Origin of the sequence: Pseudomonas sp. PDM24, assembly GCF_019218905.1 — a bacterium.
In the GTDB taxonomy this organism is placed as follows: Bacteria; Pseudomonadota; Gammaproteobacteria; order Pseudomonadales; family Pseudomonadaceae; genus Aquipseudomonas.
Window position 1 is genome coordinate 132,766 of the sequence record NZ_JAHUWR010000007.1, and the last position, 17,938, is coordinate 150,703.

11 protein-coding genes and 1 pseudogene are annotated in these 17,938 nt (G+C 61.4%); 8 read left to right on the top strand and 4 right to left on the bottom strand.

Annotated elements, in window-relative coordinates:
* Positions 1 to 591 precede the first annotated feature (591 nt).
* Both KW837_RS29150 and KW837_RS29155 read left to right on the top strand, forming a co-directional pair.
* A pseudogene (locus KW837_RS29150) lies at positions 592 to 795 on the top strand (HAMP domain-containing protein); the annotation flags it as partial.
* Between the two features lie 153 nt (positions 796 to 948).
* Complete coding sequence (locus tag KW837_RS29155; RefSeq protein WP_371317165.1) at positions 949 to 1,653, top strand: methyl-accepting chemotaxis protein; 705 nt, start codon at positions 949 to 951, stop codon at positions 1,651 to 1,653.
* Positions 1,654 to 1,778: 125 nt separating this feature from the next.
* On the opposite strand, the gene KW837_RS22340 is transcribed toward KW837_RS29155, so the two are convergent.
* Together KW837_RS22340 and cra are read right to left on the bottom strand one after the other, a co-directional pair.
* Positions 1,779 to 2,558, bottom strand: coding sequence for a TatD family hydrolase (locus KW837_RS22340; protein WP_218398652.1), 780 nt, complete (start codon positions 2,556 to 2,558; stop codon positions 1,779 to 1,781).
* 3 nt (positions 2,559 to 2,561) lie between these two features.
* Positions 2,562 to 3,557: a catabolite repressor/activator gene (gene cra / locus KW837_RS22345; protein WP_007900424.1), complete on the bottom strand. Its 996-nt coding sequence runs from the start codon at positions 3,555 to 3,557 to the stop codon at positions 2,562 to 2,564.
* A 300-nt stretch (positions 3,558 to 3,857) separates the two neighbouring features.
* Here cra and ptsP point away from each other — a divergent pair, with 300 nt between their 5' ends.
* The 4 genes from ptsP (at position 3,858) to KW837_RS22365 (ending at position 11,049) form a co-directional block, all read left to right on the top strand.
* Complete coding sequence (ptsP, locus tag KW837_RS22350; RefSeq protein WP_218398653.1) at positions 3,858 to 6,719, top strand: phosphoenolpyruvate--protein phosphotransferase; 2,862 nt, start codon at positions 3,858 to 3,860, stop codon at positions 6,717 to 6,719.
* Positions 6,719 to 7,660 carry a 1-phosphofructokinase gene (gene pfkB / locus KW837_RS22355; RefSeq protein WP_218398654.1) on the top strand — a complete coding sequence of 314 codons (942 nt, stop codon included), beginning with the start codon at positions 6,719 to 6,721 and terminating at the stop codon, positions 7,658 to 7,660. The genes ptsP and pfkB overlap by 1 nt, the downstream gene beginning before the upstream one ends.
* Positions 7,661 to 7,671: 11 nt before the next feature.
* Complete coding sequence (locus tag KW837_RS22360) at positions 7,672 to 9,411, top strand: PTS fructose-like transporter subunit IIB (RefSeq protein WP_218398655.1); 1,740 nt, start codon at positions 7,672 to 7,674, stop codon at positions 9,409 to 9,411.
* Positions 9,412 to 9,507: 96 nt separating this feature from the next.
* Positions 9,508 to 11,049 (top strand): alkaline phosphatase, encoded by a 1,542-nt coding sequence (locus KW837_RS22365; protein ID WP_218398656.1) that lies wholly within the window; start codon positions 9,508 to 9,510, stop codon positions 11,047 to 11,049.
* A gap of 131 nt (positions 11,050 to 11,180) precedes the next feature.
* On the opposite strand, the gene KW837_RS22370 is transcribed toward KW837_RS22365, so the two are convergent.
* Positions 11,181 to 13,709, bottom strand: a complete 2,529-nt coding sequence (locus KW837_RS22370) for a sulfite reductase flavoprotein subunit alpha (protein ID WP_218398657.1) — start codon at positions 13,707 to 13,709, stop codon at positions 11,181 to 11,183.
* 277 nt (positions 13,710 to 13,986) lie between these two features.
* On the bottom strand, positions 13,987 to 16,245 hold the full coding sequence (locus tag KW837_RS22375) for a TonB-dependent siderophore receptor (protein WP_218398658.1): 2,259 nt from the start codon (positions 16,243 to 16,245) through the stop codon (positions 13,987 to 13,989).
* Between the two features lie 207 nt (positions 16,246 to 16,452).
* On the opposite strand from KW837_RS22375, the gene KW837_RS22380 reads away from it, so the two are divergent.
* On the top strand, positions 16,453 to 17,133 hold the full coding sequence (locus KW837_RS22380) for a Fe2+-dependent dioxygenase (protein WP_218398659.1): 681 nt from the start codon (positions 16,453 to 16,455) through the stop codon (positions 17,131 to 17,133).
* Positions 17,134 to 17,190: 57 nt separating this feature from the next.
* Positions 17,191 to 17,889 (top strand): tetratricopeptide repeat protein, encoded by a 699-nt coding sequence (locus KW837_RS22385; RefSeq protein ID WP_218398758.1) that lies wholly within the window; start codon positions 17,191 to 17,193, stop codon positions 17,887 to 17,889.
* Positions 17,890 to 17,938: the final 49 nt, after the last annotated feature.

Consider the following 17,938-nt stretch of genomic DNA (forward strand, 5'->3'; position numbering starts at 1 on the left):
CGCGATGAAATGATCGCCGCGTTCAAGGCCCAGCAAACGGAAACCTCCCTGCAAAGCAAAAGTGCGCTGATCGGCAAGTTGCTCGGCAACGCGCAGATTTTCAGCCAGATCATTGCCAGTCAGGCGGGACTGAGCCGCGACAGCCAGAGCGACATGCGCCAGCTGAGCGAACTCATTACCAACGTCACGCCGGCCGTGACCCAGACGCTCGGCGATGGCCGGGCGATGGGTTCTTACTCGTTGGGGCAGGGCTTTCTCAATTCGGCGTCGAGCACCCGTTTCGATGAGTTACTGGCGCAGATCGAAAAGCTTCAGGCCGAATACGGTCTGAAATTGCAGGACGCTCTGGGCTCCAGTAAAGCGGCGCACGAAACCCTGGCCGCCCAGGCCGAAAGCAGCAAGGCCTCTCTGAAAAAGGCCAGTGAACTGTTCGAAGAGCAGGTGGTGATGGCTGACACCCTCGATGCACCGTGGCAGGCCTTTTACGATCAGGTCACGGGCCTGATCGACCAGACCTACCAACTCAACGAAGCCACCCTGAAGTTTCTCGGTACCCAGCTGCAGCAGCGGCTGGAGCAGCACCGCACTCACATGATCCTGCAGGCAGTGGCGCTGACGGTGGTGTTTGTGTTGATTTTTTACCTCTATGGCGGTTTCTACGCCTCGACCCGCACCACCCTCAAGCGGCTTGGCGCGGTGATGGATAAAGTGGCGGCCGGGGACATGACCGTGACCTTCAGCGCCAACAGCCGCGATGAACTGGGCGAGTTGGGTGAGGTATTCACCGGCACCGTGAAGAAAATCCATGACCTGATCGAGCGGGTGGGCCAGACCGTTGGTGAGGTCGAGCGTCAGGCCGGCCAGGTCGAAAATGTGTCCGCCCAGAGTAATCAGGCGGTAGCGGGGCAACGCACGCAGATCGAGCAGGTCGCCACCGCGATGAACCAGATGTCAGCCACGTCTCTGGAGGTGGCGCGCAGTGCCGCGGCGGCCGTCAGCAGCGCCCATAGCGTCAACGACGAGACCATCAGCGGGCGCGGGCTGGTGGAGTCCCAGCAGGGCAGCATCGCTGCGCTGGCCAATGAGATCGATCAGTCGGTGCGGGTGATCAATCAACTGGCCAGCGACAGTCAATCCATCAGCCGTGTGCTGGAAGTGATTAAAAGCATCGCCGAGCAGACCAACCTGCTGGCCCTCAACGCGGCCATCGAAGCCGCGCGCGCAGGCGAGCAGGGCCGTGGTTTCGCGGTGGTGGCGGACGAGGTCCGGACCCTGGCCAAACGCACCCAGCAATCGACCGAAGAAATCGAGCAGATGATTGCCAAACTGCACAGCGGTGTCGGTGCGGCGGTCAAGGCGATGGGCACCAGCCATCAGATGGCCAACGGCACAGTCGGGCAGTCGGAAAAGGTTCAGCAGGCGCTGGAAAACATCCTCGGCGCCGTCGGCATGATCGTCGACCAGAACCAGCAGATTGCCGCCGCGGTTGAGCAGCAGACTGCGGTGGCTCACGACATCGACCAGAACATCGTCGAGATCAACCGTGCCGGCGAGCGCACCGCCGACGGCGCGCACCAGACCGAAAATGCCAGCCGGGCGTTATCGGCGCAGGTGCTGGAACTCAAGCAATTGATCAGCGCGTTCCGGGTTTGATGCCGCGCAGAGGATCCAATGTGGGAGCGGGCTTGCTCGCGAAAGCGGTCTATCAGTCACATAAAATTTGAATGTGACGGCCTCTTCGCGAGCAAGCCCGCTCCCACAGGGGATGTGTGCGGTGACTAACGCCAGTTGAACAGCTCACAGGCATTTGCAGTGCTGGCGGCAGCCAGTCGTTCGGGGCTGACTGCCATGATGGCGGCCAGTGCCGCGCAGATCGCCGGCAAATGAGCCGGGCTATTACGTTGGCCGGGGAACATGGCGGGGGCCATGTCCGGTGAGTCGGTTTCCAGTACCACCGACTCAACGGGTAAACCGGCGAGCACGCGGTGCATGCGCAGGGCCTGCGGCCAGGTCGCGGCGCCGCCGAGGCCGAGTTTGAAACCCAGCTTGATGTATTCGCGAGCCTCTTCCTGGCTACCGGCGAAGGCGTGAATGATTCCCGCGCGCTTCAAGCGAAACCGTTTGAGCGTGGCAATCACCGCCGCATGGCTGCGTCGTACATGAATCAGCGCCGGCAGATTGAAGTCTGCCGCCAGTTGCAGTTGGGCGTCGAACAGCGCTTGCTGGCGTTCACGATCCAGGGTTTCGATGAAGTAATCCAGACCGATCTCACCCACTGCGCATAGCTGTCGATGGCCCGCCAGACGCGTCAGCCAATCACCGAGTTCGGTCAAATCCTCAGGGCGATGGTCATCCAGATACACCGGGTGCAAACCGAACGCCGCATGCAGATCGGGATCGCTTTGCACCAGATCCCAGACCCGCTGCCAATTGGCCTGATAAACCCCCAGCACCACCATCCGCCGCACGCCGAGGGCGCGGCTCTCGGCCAGCAGCGCCTGACGATCCACGTCGAAATCCGGGAAATCCAGATGAGTGTGGGTGTCGATCAGTTCCACGGCTCAGTCCTGATGAATTCGCTGCTTGAAGGTCCGCGCGATGGCCTGCACGCCGGGTTGGTAATCGGCCTGTTCAATGGCCGCCAACGCCAGTTGCAAAGCTTTGTCGGCGATCAGCTGATGCTGCTGGGACATGGCGTTGACCGGCAGTGGCAGGAAGTCCAGCAACTGCGTATCACCGAAGGTGCCCAGGCGTAGCGGACGGGTTTTCAGCGGGAAGTCATGCAAGGCATCGAACACGCCCTGAAGCAGCACGTAGGAGGTGGTCACCAACGCATCCGGCAAATGGCCCAGGCGCTGAAGCAACTCTTCCATCAATTGCTTGCCGCACTCACGGCTGAACGACTCGCCGTGTTCGATCAGCGCCTCGCCTTTGAAGCCGTTCAGCGCTTCCTTGAAACCCGCCGCCCGTTCCTGGCTGATACTCAATTCGGGACGGGCACCGATCAAGGCGATCTGCTTGGGCAACGGGTCCAACAGGCTGCGGGTAAGCTGCAGACTGGCTTCGCGGTCGTCACTGATCACCGAGCAAAAGTGCTCAGGCTCCATCACCCGGTCGATGGCGATGATTGGAATGCCTTTGGCCTGCAACTGGCGGTAACTGTCATCGCCGGCCGGCAGGCAACTGGCGACGATCAGTGCATCGCAGCGGCGGGCGCGGAACAGTTGCAGCAATTGCCGTTCGCTGTCTGGCGCATCGTCGGAGCTGGCGATCAGCAGCTGATAGCCGCGAGCCCGGGCGCCTTGTTCCAGCAGTTTGGCGATTCGCGCGTAACTGGGGTTTTCCAGGTCCGGCAGAATGAAGCCCAGGGTGCGGGTGTGCCGACTGCGCAGTCCGGCGGCCTGAGGGTTGGGTGTGAAGCCATGTTGTTCGACAACTGCTCGCACGCGCTCGACGGTGGCGCTGCTGATACGTTGCTGTTCGGCCTTGCCGTTGATGACATAACTGGCGGTGGTCACGGAGACGCCGGCCAACTGTGCAATATCACTGAGTTTCAACCCGGTATTTCCTTGTTTATTCGAGCGTGCCCGGCATTTTCGCCAATCCTACCCGATTCGGCAGGCGATCATTGTGGCAGCACATCCGACAATTGGACTTCAAGGATGAGACATTATCGAGTAACGTGCCTAACATTCTAGATTAAACGTTTCAGCAGGCGTATTTTCTACGTTATAGGTCGCTTTGGTCGGTTCTGCCGCGAAACCGCCAAAACTGCCCCTGAAAAGGCGCTCCCAAGGGCCTAAGCTGAATCAATCAAAACAATACCTGGCGTCACACGGCGCCAAAAAGGAGAAAGCATGCTCGAGCTCACCATAGAGCAGATATCCATGGGCCAGTCGGCTGTGGATAAAGCCACCGCCCTGCAATTACTCGCTGACCGACTTGTGACCGATGGCCTGGTGGCGGATGGTTACCTTGCGGGATTGCAGGCCCGGGAAGCCCAGGGCTCGACCTTTCTCGGTCAAGGTATTGCCATCCCCCACGGCACCCCGCAAACCCGCGATCTGGTGTTTTCCACTGGCGTGCGGCTGATGCAGTTTCCTGACGGCGTGGACTGGGGTGATGGCCAGATCGTTTACCTGGCGATTGGTATCGCCGCCAAATCCGATGAACACCTGCGCCTGCTGCAACTGCTGACCCGCGCCCTCGGTGAAACCGATCTGGGCCAGGCTCTGCGTCGCGCCAGCTCCGCCGAAGCCTTGCTGAAACTACTGCAAGGCGCGCCGCAAGAATTGGCGCTGGACGCACAGATGATCGGCCTCGGAGTCTCCGCCGATGACTTCGAAGAACTGGTCTGGCGCGGCGCCCGCTTGCTGCGTCAGGCCGATTGCGTGAGCAACGGTTTTGCCGGCGTCTTGCAGCAGGTCGACGCGCTGCCGCTGGGCGATGGTCTGTGGTGGCTGCACAGCGAACAAACGGTGAAGCGTCCGGGCCTGGCGTTCGTTACCCCGGACAAACCCATGCGCTACCTCGGTCAGCCGTTGAGCGGGCTGTTCTGCCTGGCCAGCCTCGGTGAAGCCCATCAGGCATTGCTCGAACGCCTTTGCGCGTTGCTGATCGAAGGCCGTGGTCATGAGCTGGGCCGTGCCACCAGCAGCCGCGCGGTGCTGGAAGTCCTCGGCGGTGAAGTGCCGGCTGATTGGCCGAGCGCACGCATTGCCTTGGCCAACGCCCACGGTTTGCATGCGCGCCCGGCGAAGATTCTCGCGCAACTGGCGAAAAGTTTTGAAGGCGAAATCCGCGTACGCATCGTCGATGGCCACGACAGTGCGGTGTCGGTGAAGAGTTTGAGCAAGCTGCTCAGCCTCGGCGCCCGTCGCGGTCAGGTGCTGGAATTCATCGCCGAACCAACGATCGCTGCCGACGCCTTGCCCGCCTTGCTGGCAGCCATTGAAGAAGGCCTCGGTGAAGAAGTCGAGCCGCTGCCGGCAGTGAGCCAACATCGCGAAGTGATTGCCGATGTTGCCGAAGTGCTGCTTGCACCGGCCTCCGGCAGTTTGATTCAGGCGATTGCTGCCGCGCCGGGTATCGCCATCGGCCCGGCGCATATTCAAGTGCTGCAAGTTATCGATTACCCGCTGCGCGGTGAGTCCGCCGCCATCGAGCGTGAACGTCTCAAGCAAGCGTTGGCGGATGTGCGTCGCGACATCGAAGGCCTGATCGAGCGCAGCAAGGCCAAAGCGATTCGCGAGATTTTTATCACCCATCAGGAAATGCTCGACGACCCGGAACTGACCGACGAAGTCGACACCCGCCTCAAGCAAGGCGAAAGCGCCGAAGCGGCGTGGATGGCGGTGATCGAAGCCGCCGCCAAACAACAGGAATCGCTGCAGGATGCCTTGCTCGCCGAACGTGCCGCCGACTTGCGCGACATTGGCCGTCGGGTGCTGGCGCAATTGAGTGGCGTCGAAACGCCAGCCGAGCCGGAGCAGCCGTACATTCTGGTGATGGACGAAGTCGGCCCGTCCGACGTGGCACGTCTTGATCCGGCGCGTGTGGCCGGCATCCTCACCGCTCGCGGTGGCGCCACGGCCCACAGCGCCATCGTCGCGCGTGCCCTCGGTATTCCCGCGTTGGTGGGCGCCGGTGCCGCCGTGTTGTTGCTGAAGCCGGGCACGCCGCTGTTGATCGATGGTCAACGTGGTCGCCTGCACGTGGACGCCGATGCTGCGACCTTGCAGCGCGCCACCGAAGAGCGCGACACCCGTGAACTGCGCCTGAAAGCCGCCGCCGAACAACGCCATCAACCGGCGCTGACCACCGATGGTCACGCGGTGGAAGTGTTCGCCAATATCGGTGAAAGCGCCGGCGTCACCAGTGCGGTGGAGCAGGGCGCCGAAGGGATTGGCCTGCTGCGCACCGAACTGATTTTCATGGCCCACTCGCAAGCGCCGGACGAGGCGACTCAGGAAGTCGAGTACCGTCGCGTCCTCGATGGCCTGGCCGGTCGACCGCTGGTGGTGCGCACCCTTGACGTCGGTGGTGACAAACCGCTGCCGTACTGGCCGATCGCGAAAGAAGAAAACCCGTTCCTCGGTGTGCGTGGCATTCGCCTGACCCTGCAACGCCCGCAGGTCATGGAAGCGCAGTTGCGCGCCTTGCTGCGTGCGGCGGACAACCGTCCATTGCGAATCATGTTCCCGATGGTCGGCAGCGTCGATGAGTGGCGTCAGGCTCGGGACATGACCGAACGTCTGCGCCTGGAAATCCCGGTTGCGGACCTGCAATTGGGGATCATGATCGAAGTGCCGTCGGCCGCTTTGCTGGCGCCGGTGCTGGCCAAGGAAGTGGATTTCTTCAGCGTTGGCACCAACGACCTGACGCAATACACCCTGGCCATCGACCGTGGTCATCCGACCTTGTCGGCCCAGGCCGACGGCTTGCATCCGGCGGTGCTGCAACTGATCGACATCACCGTGCGTGCGGCTCATGCTCATGGCAAATGGGTCGGCGTGTGCGGTGAACTGGCGGCCGATCCGCTGGCGGTACCGGTGCTGGTGGGCCTGGGTGTGGATGAGTTGAGCGTGTCGGGCCGCAGCATTGCCGAGGTCAAGGCGCGCATTCGTGAACTCAGCCTGACCCAGACTCAAACCCTTGCTCAACAGGCCCTGGCCGTGGGCAGCGCGAACGAAGTCCGTGCATTAGTGGAGGCCCTGTAATGGCCAAGATCTTAACCCTGACCCTTAACCCGGCGCTGGACCTCACCGTTCAATTGCCGCTACTTACCCCCGGTCAGGTCAATCGCAGCGACGAAATGCACACCCACGCCGCCGGCAAAGGGGTGAACGTGGCGCAGGTGCTGGCCGACCTCGGACATCAGCTGACCGTCAGCGGTTTTCTCGGGGAAGATAATCTTCAGGCGTTCGAAACCCTGTTTGCCAAACGCGGTTTTACCGACGCGTTTGTCCGCGTTCCCGGCGAGACCCGCAGCAACATCAAACTGGCGGAAAGCGATGGGCGCATCACCGACATCAACGGCCCGGGGCCGAGGGTCAGTGAAGCGGCGCAGCAGGCCTTGCTCGATCGACTCGATCAGATTGCTCCAGGGCATGACGCGGTCGTCGTGGCCGGGAGTCTGCCCCGTGGCGTGAATCCTCAGTGGTTGCGGGAGTTGATCCAGCGCTTGAAAAAGCGCGGTTTGAAAGTCGCGCTCGACACCAGCGGTGAAGCCTTGCGCGCAGGTCTGGCGGCCGGCCCCTGGCTGATCAAACCCAACACCGAAGAACTGGCGCAAGCGCTGGATTGCGAAGTGGTTTCCGTGGCCGCCCAAGCCGAGGCCGCGAGCCGTTTGCATGCACATGGTATCGAGCACGTGGTGATTTCCGACGGCGCCGACGGGGTGAACTGGTTCAGTGTCGGCTCGGCCATGCACGCCACGCCGCCCAAGGTCAGCGTGATCAGCACCGTCGGTGCGGGGGATTCGTTGCTGGCGGGCATGCTGCACGGTTTGCTCAGTGCCGATACGCCCGAACAAACCTTGCGCACCGCCACCGCGATTGCTGCCATGGCCGTGACCCAGATCGGTTTTGGTATCGGCGACACCGCGCAACTGGCGCACCTCGAACAGGGCGTGCGCCTGCGCCCCCTGACAGAACAATAAGAGGGTTTGCAATGAAGTTAGCCATTGTTACGGCCTGCCCGAACGGCATGGTCACCAGTGTGCTGTGCGCTCGTCTGCTCGATGCAGCGGCCCAGCGTCAGGGCTGGAGCACCAGTGTTGAAGTCGTTGATGCGGCCCATCCGGAACGCCAGCTGTCGGCTGCGACCATCGAAGCCGCCGAGTGGGTGTTGCTGGTCACCAGTGCGCCGGTGGATATGTCACGGTTCGTCGGCAAACGGGTGTTTCAGAGCACCCCGGCCCAGGCCCTGCAGGATGTCGAAGCGGTGCTGCGTCGTGGGGTGGAAGAGGCTGAGGTTTATGTCGCGCCCGAAGTCGCCGCCGAGCCTGCCGCCGCCGTTAAAAGCGCGCCACGCCTGGTAGCTGTCACCGCGTGCCCGACCGGCGTCGCCCACACCTTCATGGCCGCCGAAGCCTTGCAGCAAGCGGCCAAGCGTCTGGGCTACGATCTGCAAGTGGAAACCCAAGGCTCAGTCGGCGCGCGCAATCCACTCAGCGCAGAGGCGATTGCCGATGCTGACGTGGTGCTGTTGGCGGCAGATATTGACGTTGCAACCGAGCGTTTCGCTGGCAAGAAAATCTACCGTTGCGGCACCGGCATTGCGCTGAAACAGGCCGAAGCGACGCTGAACAAAGCCTTGGCCGAAGGCAAGCAGGAAAGCGCTTCGACCGGCGCCAAAGGCCCGGCCAAGCAAGAGAAAACCGGCATCTACAAGCACCTGCTGACCGGCGTGTCGTACATGTTGCCGATGGTGGTGGCGGGCGGTCTGATGATCGCCTTGTCCTTCGTGTTCGGCATCACCGCGTTCAAGGAGGAAGGCACGCTCGCGGCGGCGCTGATGCAGATCGGCGGCGACACCGCGTTCAAACTGATGGTGCCGTTGCTGGCGGGCTATATCGCCTACTCGATCGCCGACCGCCCGGGCCTGGCGCCGGGGATGATCGGTGGTTTGCTGGCGAGCACCCTGGGTGCCGGTTTCATCGGCGGGATCATTGCCGGTTTCATAGCCGGTTATGCCGCCCAGGCGATCAACCGTTATGCGCGTTTGCCGCAAAGTCTTGAGGCGCTGAAACCGATCCTGATCATTCCGTTGCTGGCGAGCCTGTTCACCGGTTTGGTGATGATCTATGTGGTCGGCAAACCGGTGGCCGGGATGCTTGCAGGGCTCACGCACTTCCTCGACAGCATGGGCACCACCAACGCCATTCTGCTGGGTGTGCTGCTGGGCGGCATGATGTGCGTCGACCTCGGCGGGCCGATCAACAAAGCCGCTTACGCGTTTTCGGTGGGGCTGCTGGCGTCGCAAAGTTATGCACCGATGGCCGCGACCATGGCGGCTGGTATGGTGCCGCCGATTGGCCTGGGCATCGCCACATTCATCGCCCGGCGCAAGTTCGCCCAGACTGAACGCGAGGCCGGTAAAGCGGCGCTGGTGTTGGGGCTGTGCTTTATCTCCGAAGGGGCGATTCCGTTTGCGGCGAAAGACCCGCTGCGGGTGATTCCGGCAAGCATCGCCGGCGGTGCGCTGACCGGCGCGTTGTCGATGTATTTCGGCTGCAAGCTCATGGCACCCCACGGTGGGTTGTTCGTGATGCTGATTCCGAATGCGATCAACCATGCACTGTTGTATCTGCTGGCGATCGTGGCCGGGAGTTTGCTGACGGCGGTGACGTATTCGGTGCTCAAACGGCCTGAGACGGTGGAGTTGGCAGTAGAACCAGTCAGCGCCTGACCCCGCTCCCACAGGGATCTGCAGCATCGGCAGACTTTTGTGTCATGCCGCAGTCATACAGCCATGCTTAAGTTTTCCTTTTTCAGGGAGAACACCATGGGCGAATTCGACCTCGGCCGCCGTCGTGTCATGCAAGCCGTTGGCGCCGGGCTGTTGCTGCCCGGCCTGGCCCCGGCAGTGATTGCTTCGGTCAAGGATCGGCCGCAACTCACCGATGGCGTGCAGTCCGGCGACCTGTTGGGCGACCGGGCGATGATCTGGAGCCGTAGTGACCGTGCGGCGCGGATGGTGGTGGAATGGGACACCCGCAGCCTGTTCAATAACCCTCGTCGATTCGTCTCGCCATTGGCCGATGCCCGCACCGACTTCACCGCCCGGGTCGAACTCACGGGCCTGCCCGCCGATCAGGCGATTTTCTACCGCGTGACCTTCGAAGACGCCCAGAGCGGTGTCGCCAGTGAACCCTGGTTCGGTCATCTGCGCAGTGTGCCAACCGCCCGGCGGGATATTCGGTTTGTCTGGAGCGGCGACACAGTCGGCCAGGGCTTCGGCATCAACCCGGACATCGGCGGCATGCGCATCTACGAAGCCATGCGTCTGCGCCTGCCGGATTTTTTTATCCACAGCGGCGACACCATCTACGCCGACGGCCCGGTGCCGGCGCAACTGACCACCGAAAGCGGCCGGGTGTGGCGCAACATCACCAGTGAAGCCAAGAGCAAAGTCGCCGAAACCCTCGACGACTATCGTGGCAATTACCGCTACAACCTGATGGACGAAAACATCCGCCGCTTCAACGCTGAAGTGCCGCAGATCTGGCAGTGGGACGACCATGAAGTGGTGAACAACTGGTCGCCGGGCAAACAACTGGATGAGCGTTACAAAAGCAAAGATATCCACAGCCTGGTGGGCCGTGCGCGTCAGGCCTGGCTGGAATACGCGCCGATGCGCTTGCAGAGTGCCGATGACGGCGGGCGGATTTATCGCAAGCTGAATTATGGGCCGATGCTGGATGTGTTCGTGCTCGACATGCGCAGTTATCGCGAAGCCAATGACGACAACCTGGGTGCCGCCAAACCGTTTCTCGGTCGCGAACAATTGGACTGGCTCAAACGTGAGTTGAAAGGCTCCCAAGCCCAATGGAAAGTCATCGCCGCCGACATGCCCATCGGTCTCGGCGTACCCGACGGTGAAGTCAGCCCCGGTGTGGCGCGGTGGGAAGCGGTGGCCAATGGTGACCCTGGCCCGGCTCAGGGCCGTGAATTGGAAATCGCCGAACTGCTCGGTTTTCTGCGGGCGCAGCGGGTGCGTAATTTCGTATTCCTCACGGCGGATGTGCATTACTGCGCGGCGCACCATTACCACCCGGACCGCGCGGCGTTTCAGGACTTCGAACCGTTCTGGGAATTTGTCGCGGGGCCGTTGAATGCGGGGAGCTTCGGGCCGAATGCGCTGGATAAAACCTTCGGCCCCGAAGTGGTGTTCGAGAAAGCACCACCGGCGCAGAACACCTCGCCGTTTGCCGGGTTTCAGTTTTTTGGCGAGGTGAACATCGATGGGCAGACGGGGGAGATGAGTGTGGTGTTGCGGGATCTGGATGGGGTGGGGGTGTTTGAGCGCACGTTGCAGCCGGTGTGAGAAGAAGTAAGCCGATACATCGATCAATGTGGGAGCGGGCTTGCTCGCGAAGGCGGCCTGACAGCCAACATCTTTGTTGACTGTTAAATCGCTTTCGCGAGCAAGCCCGCTCCCACATTTTATGGGTTGTGTCAGTAGACGTCGCGGCGGTAGCGGCCTTGTTCGATCAGGCGGTCGACCTCTTCAATCCCAAGCAATTCGTTGAGCGCGTGATCCACCCCTGAAGCCATCCCCTGCAAACTGCCGCAGATGTAAATCACGGCGCCATCGGCCAGCCATTTTTTCAATTCATCGGCAGACTCGCGCAGGCGATCCTGCACATAGATCTTCTCGGCCTGATCTCGCGAGAACGCCAGATCCAGTCGCGTCAGATCACCGTTGATCAACCACTCTTCCAGTTCCGCGCGGCATAGGTAGTCGTGCTCGCGATGACGCTCACCGAACAGCAGCCAGTGACGCTGCTGCCCGTCGGCAATCCGCGCCTTGAGCAAACTGCGCAGCCCGGCCAGCCCGGTGCCGTTGCCCAGCAGAATCATCGGCACGGGTTCGTTCGGTAGATGGAAACCACTGTTGCGGCGTACCCGCAAACTGATGCTGCTACCCACAGGCGCGTGTTCGGTCAGCCAACCGGAACCAACGCCCAGGCTGCCGTCGGCATGCAATTCCTGACGCACGATCAATTCCAGCACGCCGTCGGCGGCGATCGAGGCGATGGAGTATTCGCGCATGGCCAACGGCACCAAGGCGTCTGCCAGCGCTTGTGCATGCAGACCGACCAGATGCGCGCGGTTCTCGGGCAGTTGGCGGCTGGCCAGGGCTTGTTCCAGCGTTTGCGACAGGCCATCGAACTCAACCGTGGCCCGACCGTCGATCCCCAGGCCGTCGAGGAAATGCTCGATGGCCCACGGACAATTGCGCGGCAGCACTTCCACCAGATCCCCGGCCAGCCAACTGCTGGTGGTGGGGGCGCTGAGGCCGAGCAAATACACGGGCGAACCGCTGCTGTCCGGGTTCATCAATTCGCGGCGGGTCAGGGTCCAGTTGTCGTAGCTCGGCGCTTGCCAGGTATCCACCGGCGCCTGGCCCGTCAGCAGGCCGAGTTGCTGTTGCCAGTGACGCAGGGCGTAGGGGTCGCCGCTGTCGACCTCCACCGGGGCGAACAAAGTCTTGCCGCCGTGCTCACCCAGCCAGGTGTGCAAGCGACGGGCGAAGCCGCAGAAGTGTTGGTACTGACGGTCACCGAGGCCGAGCACGGCATAGTTCAGGCTGTCGAAGCTCAGCGCACGCCCCAGTACTTTGCGTTCGAATCCTCGGGCGCTGTCCGGCGCTTCACCGTCGCCGAAGGTGCTGACCACAAACAGCGCGTTGCTGGAATCCTGCAGGTCCTGTTCGCTGACATTGGCCAACGGTTGGACCTTCACCGGCAACCCGGCGGCCTGCAATTGTCCGGCGGTCTGCCAGGCGAGCTGTTCGGCGAACCCGCTCTGGCTGGCGAAGCCGATCAGCCATGCCGGTGCATCACCGCCCGGTTGTGCGAGGCCTTTGCGGGCGTCGTTGATCTGGCGTTTCTTGCGTCGACGGTCCAGGTACAGCAACCAGCCAGTGATGAAAAACAGCGGCATGGTCAGCGCGGCGATGGTCAGGATAATCCGCCCGATCATCCCGAAATAACTGCCGACGTGCAGCGCATAGATGCTGGTCAGCAGTTGTGCCTTGAGGCTCTTGTCGCTGTAGCGGTCATGACGGCTGACGATGCCGGTCGCCGGATCGAGGGTGAGCTGGTTCCGTGCCTGGTCGTGGGGGGAATTCTTCAGCAGGTAGAACACCGTTGCCGGTTGCCCGGCCACGGGCGGCATACGCACGTTGTAGGAGGCAAGCCCTGGGCCGGCGGCGCTGTAGATGCTGCTCCATATCGCCGCGTAATCGGCAGTGGGGGCCGGGCCGCTTGGCGCAGGACCGCGACCACTGCGCACCCGTTCGTTCTGCGGCGAATCGGAAAGCAGTCGGGTCAGGCCTTTGTTGTACCACTCGTACGACCAGGATAGCCCGGTGAGCGCAGCCAAAAGATAGAACACCAGGCACCAGGTACCAGCCACTGAGTGCAAATCCCAGTTGAAGCTGCGACCTTTTTTATTCCAGTCCAGGGTCAGCCAGGCGCGCCAGCTTTTCCACTGGCGTGGCCAACGCAGGTACAGGCCGGACAGGCAGAAGAACAGCAGAATCAGGGTACAGGCGCCGGTGATCTGCCGGCCGATATCGCCCATGGCCAGGACCCGGTGCAGTTGCAGCATCAGGCCAAAGAAATCCTGGCCGGTGACGTCGCCCATGAACTCGCCGGTGTACGGGTCGAAGTAACGCATCGGCCCGCGACGTTCACCGGGTGGCGCCGTGAAGATCACCCGCGCGGCGTTGCCGCTGTCGCTCTCGACCCAGAGCATCGAGACTTTCTTGCCCGAAGCACCTTCGATTTTTTCTACCAGCTCGGCAGGTGGCAGTACGCCGGCAATCTGCTTTTCGACGTGCAGCACAGAGGGGTTCAACGCCCGCAGGATTTCATCCTGGAACGATACCGCCGCCCCGGTGATGCCCATCAGGGCCAGGACCAGTCCGGCGCTGATGCCGAAAAACCAGTGCAACTGGAACAGGGATTTCTTCAACACGTCGCTCGCCTTGTTCGTTCAAAAGTCATCATCACGGCGCGCATTATGCCGTGAGTTGTCGAGAAGCATTCTTTTTTACACACAAAAGCCCCGTTCACTTCGATGAACGGGGCTTTGGCCTGATGCCAGTCAGTTAAGTGAATGAACCGCTTTTCGTAGGAGCCAGGCTTGCCGGCGAAGGCGCTCTTAAGGACGTCTTCGCCGGCAAGCCTGGCTCCTACAGGTCCGATTTACCCTTAACCAACTGGCATTGGGCTTTGGCCTTTCGCTTCTGTTATCAGAAGTGGAAGTTGGCGCTCAGCAGGGCAGTACGGCCCGCTGCAACGTGGGCGTAGTGGTTCTGGAGTATCTGGTCGAAGTAACGCTCGTCGGTCAGGTTCTGTACGTTGAGTTGCAGGTCGACGTTCTTGGTCAGGCGATAGCTGGCCATCGCGTCGTAACGCCAGTAAGACGGGATCTCCACCGAGTTGGCGACGTTGCCGAACTGGGAATCGACGTAGGTCGCACCGGCACCGATGGTCAACTTGTCCGGCACCAGGTCGTAGGTCGTCCAGAACGTGAAGTTGTTCTGGGGAGTGCTTGGCATGTGGTTGCCTTCATCGGCGGCGAGGGTGGTTTTGACCACTTCGCTGTCCATGTAGGTGTAGCCGCCGAAGACTCTCCAGTTACGGGTCAGCTTGCCGGCGTAGCTCAGTTCCAGGCCATTGACCTGCTGTTCGCCGTCCAGTACTTGCGTGGTGCCGCCGTCCGGATCGTTGATCCGCGCGTTGGTTTTCTCGGTGCGGAACAGCGCGGCGGTCAGCGACAGATCGTCACCGAAGAAGTCCCACTTGGTGCCGATTTCGTAGTTGCGGTTCTTTTCCGGATCCAGACGGCTGTTGTTCGCGGCCAGTTCAAGGCCACCGTTGCCGCTGGTTTCGCCGGCCGGGTTGCTGGAGGTCGAGTAGGCCGCGTAAATGCTGCCGTTAGGCAACGGGTTGTAGACCACGCCGATCTGGTAGTTCACCAGGTCGCTGGTGTTCGCACGGGAGAAGTCGTTCGCTGGCGCTGTGCTGCTGGCGTTGGCGTGGCCGCTGGATTCGACCTGGTAGTTGTCATAACGCAGGCCCAGGTTCAGGGACCATTGCTCGTTGAACTTCAGGGTGTCGAATACGTAGGCTGCGGCGGTTTTGGTGTTGGTGTCAGTGAACGCGGTGCTGTCGGTGATCCTGCCATTCCAGTTATCCCCAGGCGTCGGGTTGTACAGGCTGGTGCAGTCGCCGGAGTTGAACAGGGCGCGGTTGCATCGAGTGCCGCTGGCGGTGGAGGTCAGGGTGTACGGGCGGTTGTGGGTGTCCTGATAGGAAAACTCCAGACCGGTCACCAGACTGTGCTCGATGGCGCCGGTGTTGAACTTGGCGCTCAGGTCGGTCTGGTTGATCCAGCCGCTGGACGTCGAGTTACGGCTCTTCGCACCCCGGTACACGTTGCCATTGACCACGTTGCCCTTGCTGTCGTCCGGGTTGGTGACGATGTAGTCCAGGGTCGAACGGGACATGCGGAAGCTGTTCGAGACGGTCAGGTCATCATTCAGATCGTGTTCGATCTTGAGGGTGCCGCTGTCATTGGTGGTCTGGCGAAAGTCGCGACCGGTGAGGCCGTAGAAGTTGTCGCGATCGACATGTGCAGGTTTATCGACGTTGTACTTGCTGCGGTTGGGACTCAAGGTCAACGGGATGCCGTAGTCCGGCATGTCGTCGGTCTCGACGTGGTAGTAGCCGACGGTCAAGCGGGTATCGGTGCCCAGGCCGAAGGCGAAGGACGGTGCGACGCCCCAGCGACTGACATCCACGGTATCGCGGCCGGCGACGTTGGCTTCGTGCTTCATCAGGTTCAGGCGCAAGGCCGAGGTGTCGGTCATCTGCTGGTTCAGATCGAGGGTGGTGCGCTGGGTCTGGTCCGAGCCCCAGGTGAAGCCGCCGTTGTAGGAATTGCCCAGCTTGGGGGTCTTGCTCACCAGGTTCAGGCTGCCACCGGTGGAACCGGCGCCAGTGAAGGCTGAGCCCGGGCCCTTGCTGACTTCGATCGATTCAACGTTGAAGATCTCGCGGCTTTGGGACGCAGGGTCGCGCATGCCGTCGACGAACGTGTCGCTTTCGGCGTTGAAGCCGCGAATGATCGGACGATCGCCGGCCGGGTTACCGCCCTCGCCGGCACCGAAGGTGATGCCCGGGGTGGTGCGCAGGGCGTCGACCAGGCTGGTGGCGCCGGTGTCGCGAATCACTTGTTGCGGGATTACGGTGACGCTTTTCGGCGTCTCGCGCAGTGGCGCGGTGTACTTCTTGGAGGCCGAAGTATCGGTCTTGTAGGAGGTGTCGTTCTGCTCGCCCACAACGCTGGTCGCGTCCAGGGAAATCGCATTGTTCGGTGCTTTTTCGTCAGTCTTTTCGGCCGCGAAAACCATATGGCCCGCAGAGCCGGCAGTGATCGCCACGCCAATTGCAGACGCGAGCAAACGCGGTGAACCGACCGTTAATTGTAGTTGTTGGCGTGACATGTGAATTCCCCTCCCCAAGGATTTGAGGCCGCGGAATGTAGAGTAAATACGTATCTGTATCAATTGCGAAAAGTTGCTATTCGCGACAAATTTACATTCTTTACAATTTACCTTTACGGTTTTTGCGGTTTCATTCGTCACGCGGGTTTTACACGGGCAATAAGAATCAATACCATTGGCGCCCCTTTGCCTTCAGGTGGTCTTTCCATGTTGCTGCATATTCCCGGCGTGTTCGCGAAAGAAGAAGTGCAGCGCATTCGCGAGGCCCTGATGCAGGCGGATTGGGCCGATGGCAAAATCACCGCCGGTTACCAGTCGGCCAAGGCCAAGCACAATCTGCAACTGCCGGAAGGGCATCCGTTGGCCAAGGAAATCGGTGCGGCGATGCTCGAGCGGTTGTGGAAAAATCCGCAGTTCATGTCAGCGGCATTACCGCACAAGGTCTTCCCTCCGTTACTGAACTGCTATACGGCCGGTGGCAGTTTCGACTTCCACATCGACAACGCCGTGCGTCAGCCCAAGGGCAGCATCGAGCGTGTGCGCACCGACCTGTCGGCGACGCTGTTCTTCAGTGAACCGGAGGACTACGACGGCGGCGAACTGGAAATCCAGGACACCTTCGGCACCCAACGCGTGAAATTGCCGGCAGGCGACATCGTCCTGTATCCCGGCACCAGCCTGCACAAGGTCAACGCCGTCACTCGCGGCACCCGTTACGCCTCGTTTTTCTGGACGCAAAGCCTGGTGCGTGAAGACAGCCAGCGCGCCTTGCTGTTCGAGATGGATGGGGCGATTCAACAGTTGACCCAGGACATGCCCGACCATCCTTCATTGATCCGCCTGACCGGCACCTACCACAACCTGTTGCGTCGCTGGGTCGAGGTGTAAGTGACGGACTTTCGGTTGCACCGCGAGGAAATCCTCGACGGCGACCGCCTCAAATCGATGCTCGAAGAAAGCCCGACGCGAGCGGCTCAGGCGATCCTGATCGCCGCCCGTGAAGGCGTGCTCGATGCTCAGGCGTTGCTCGGGCAGATCCTGCTGGACGGCCGTGGCATCGCTCAGGATCAGCCGCTGGCGCTGCGCTGGTTCGAGATCGCCGCCCAGGGTGGACACTCTATGGCGCGCAACATGCTCGGCCGTTGTCATGAACATGGTTGGGGTTGCACCGCCGATGCTTCGATAGCCGCGGGGCATTATCGTGTTGCCGCTGAAGCCGGACTGGATTGGGCGATGTACAACTACGCCAATCTGCTGGCTACTGGTCGTGGAGTGATCGGGGATCAGGTGCAAGCGCTGGGTCTGTATCGGCAAGCAGCGGAATTGGGCCACGCGAAGTCGATGAACCTGCTGGGGCGTTATCTGGAAGAGGGGCAGTTTTGCCCGGCAGATTCGCAAGCAGCCCGTGACTGGTATCGACGCTCGGCGGTCGGCGGGGATTTTCGTGGGCAATTCAGTTATGCAGCGGTGTTGGCGGATGAAGGCAAGATCGACGAGGCGCTGGGTTGGCTGCACAAGGCACTGGATGGCGGGAATCTGAATTTCTTGCGGGTGGCGAGCAAAGCACTGTTGAACGCGGTGAATCCGCAAATTCGTAAGTTGGCCAAAGACTACACGCAACGCTGCGCAGAGCTGAACCTGTAGGGAAAAATGCGGGTTTCCCGAGGCGTATTTCAGACACAAAAAAGCCCAT

Bases quoted from the DNA above. Each gene is read 5' to 3' on its own strand.
- ptsP (WP_218398653.1), top strand. From the start codon at position 3,858: ATGCTCGAGCTCACCATAGAGCAGATATCCATGGGCCAGTCGGCTGTG.
- KW837_RS22385 (WP_218398758.1), top strand. From the start codon at position 17,191: ATGCTCGAAGAAAGCCCGACGCGAGCGGCTCAGGCGATCCTGATCGCC.
- pfkB (WP_218398654.1), top strand. From the start codon at position 6,719: ATGGCCAAGATCTTAACCCTGACCCTTAACCCGGCGCTGGACCTCACC.
- KW837_RS22375 (WP_218398658.1), bottom strand. From the start codon at position 16,245: ATGTCACGCCAACAACTACAATTAACGGTCGGTTCACCGCGTTTGCTC.
- KW837_RS22380 (WP_218398659.1), top strand. From the start codon at position 16,453: ATGTTGCTGCATATTCCCGGCGTGTTCGCGAAAGAAGAAGTGCAGCGC.
- KW837_RS22360 (WP_218398655.1), top strand. From the start codon at position 7,672: ATGAAGTTAGCCATTGTTACGGCCTGCCCGAACGGCATGGTCACCAGT.
- KW837_RS29155 (WP_371317165.1), top strand. From the start codon at position 949: ATGTCAGCCACGTCTCTGGAGGTGGCGCGCAGTGCCGCGGCGGCCGTC.
- KW837_RS22365 (WP_218398656.1), top strand. From the start codon at position 9,508: ATGGGCGAATTCGACCTCGGCCGCCGTCGTGTCATGCAAGCCGTTGGC.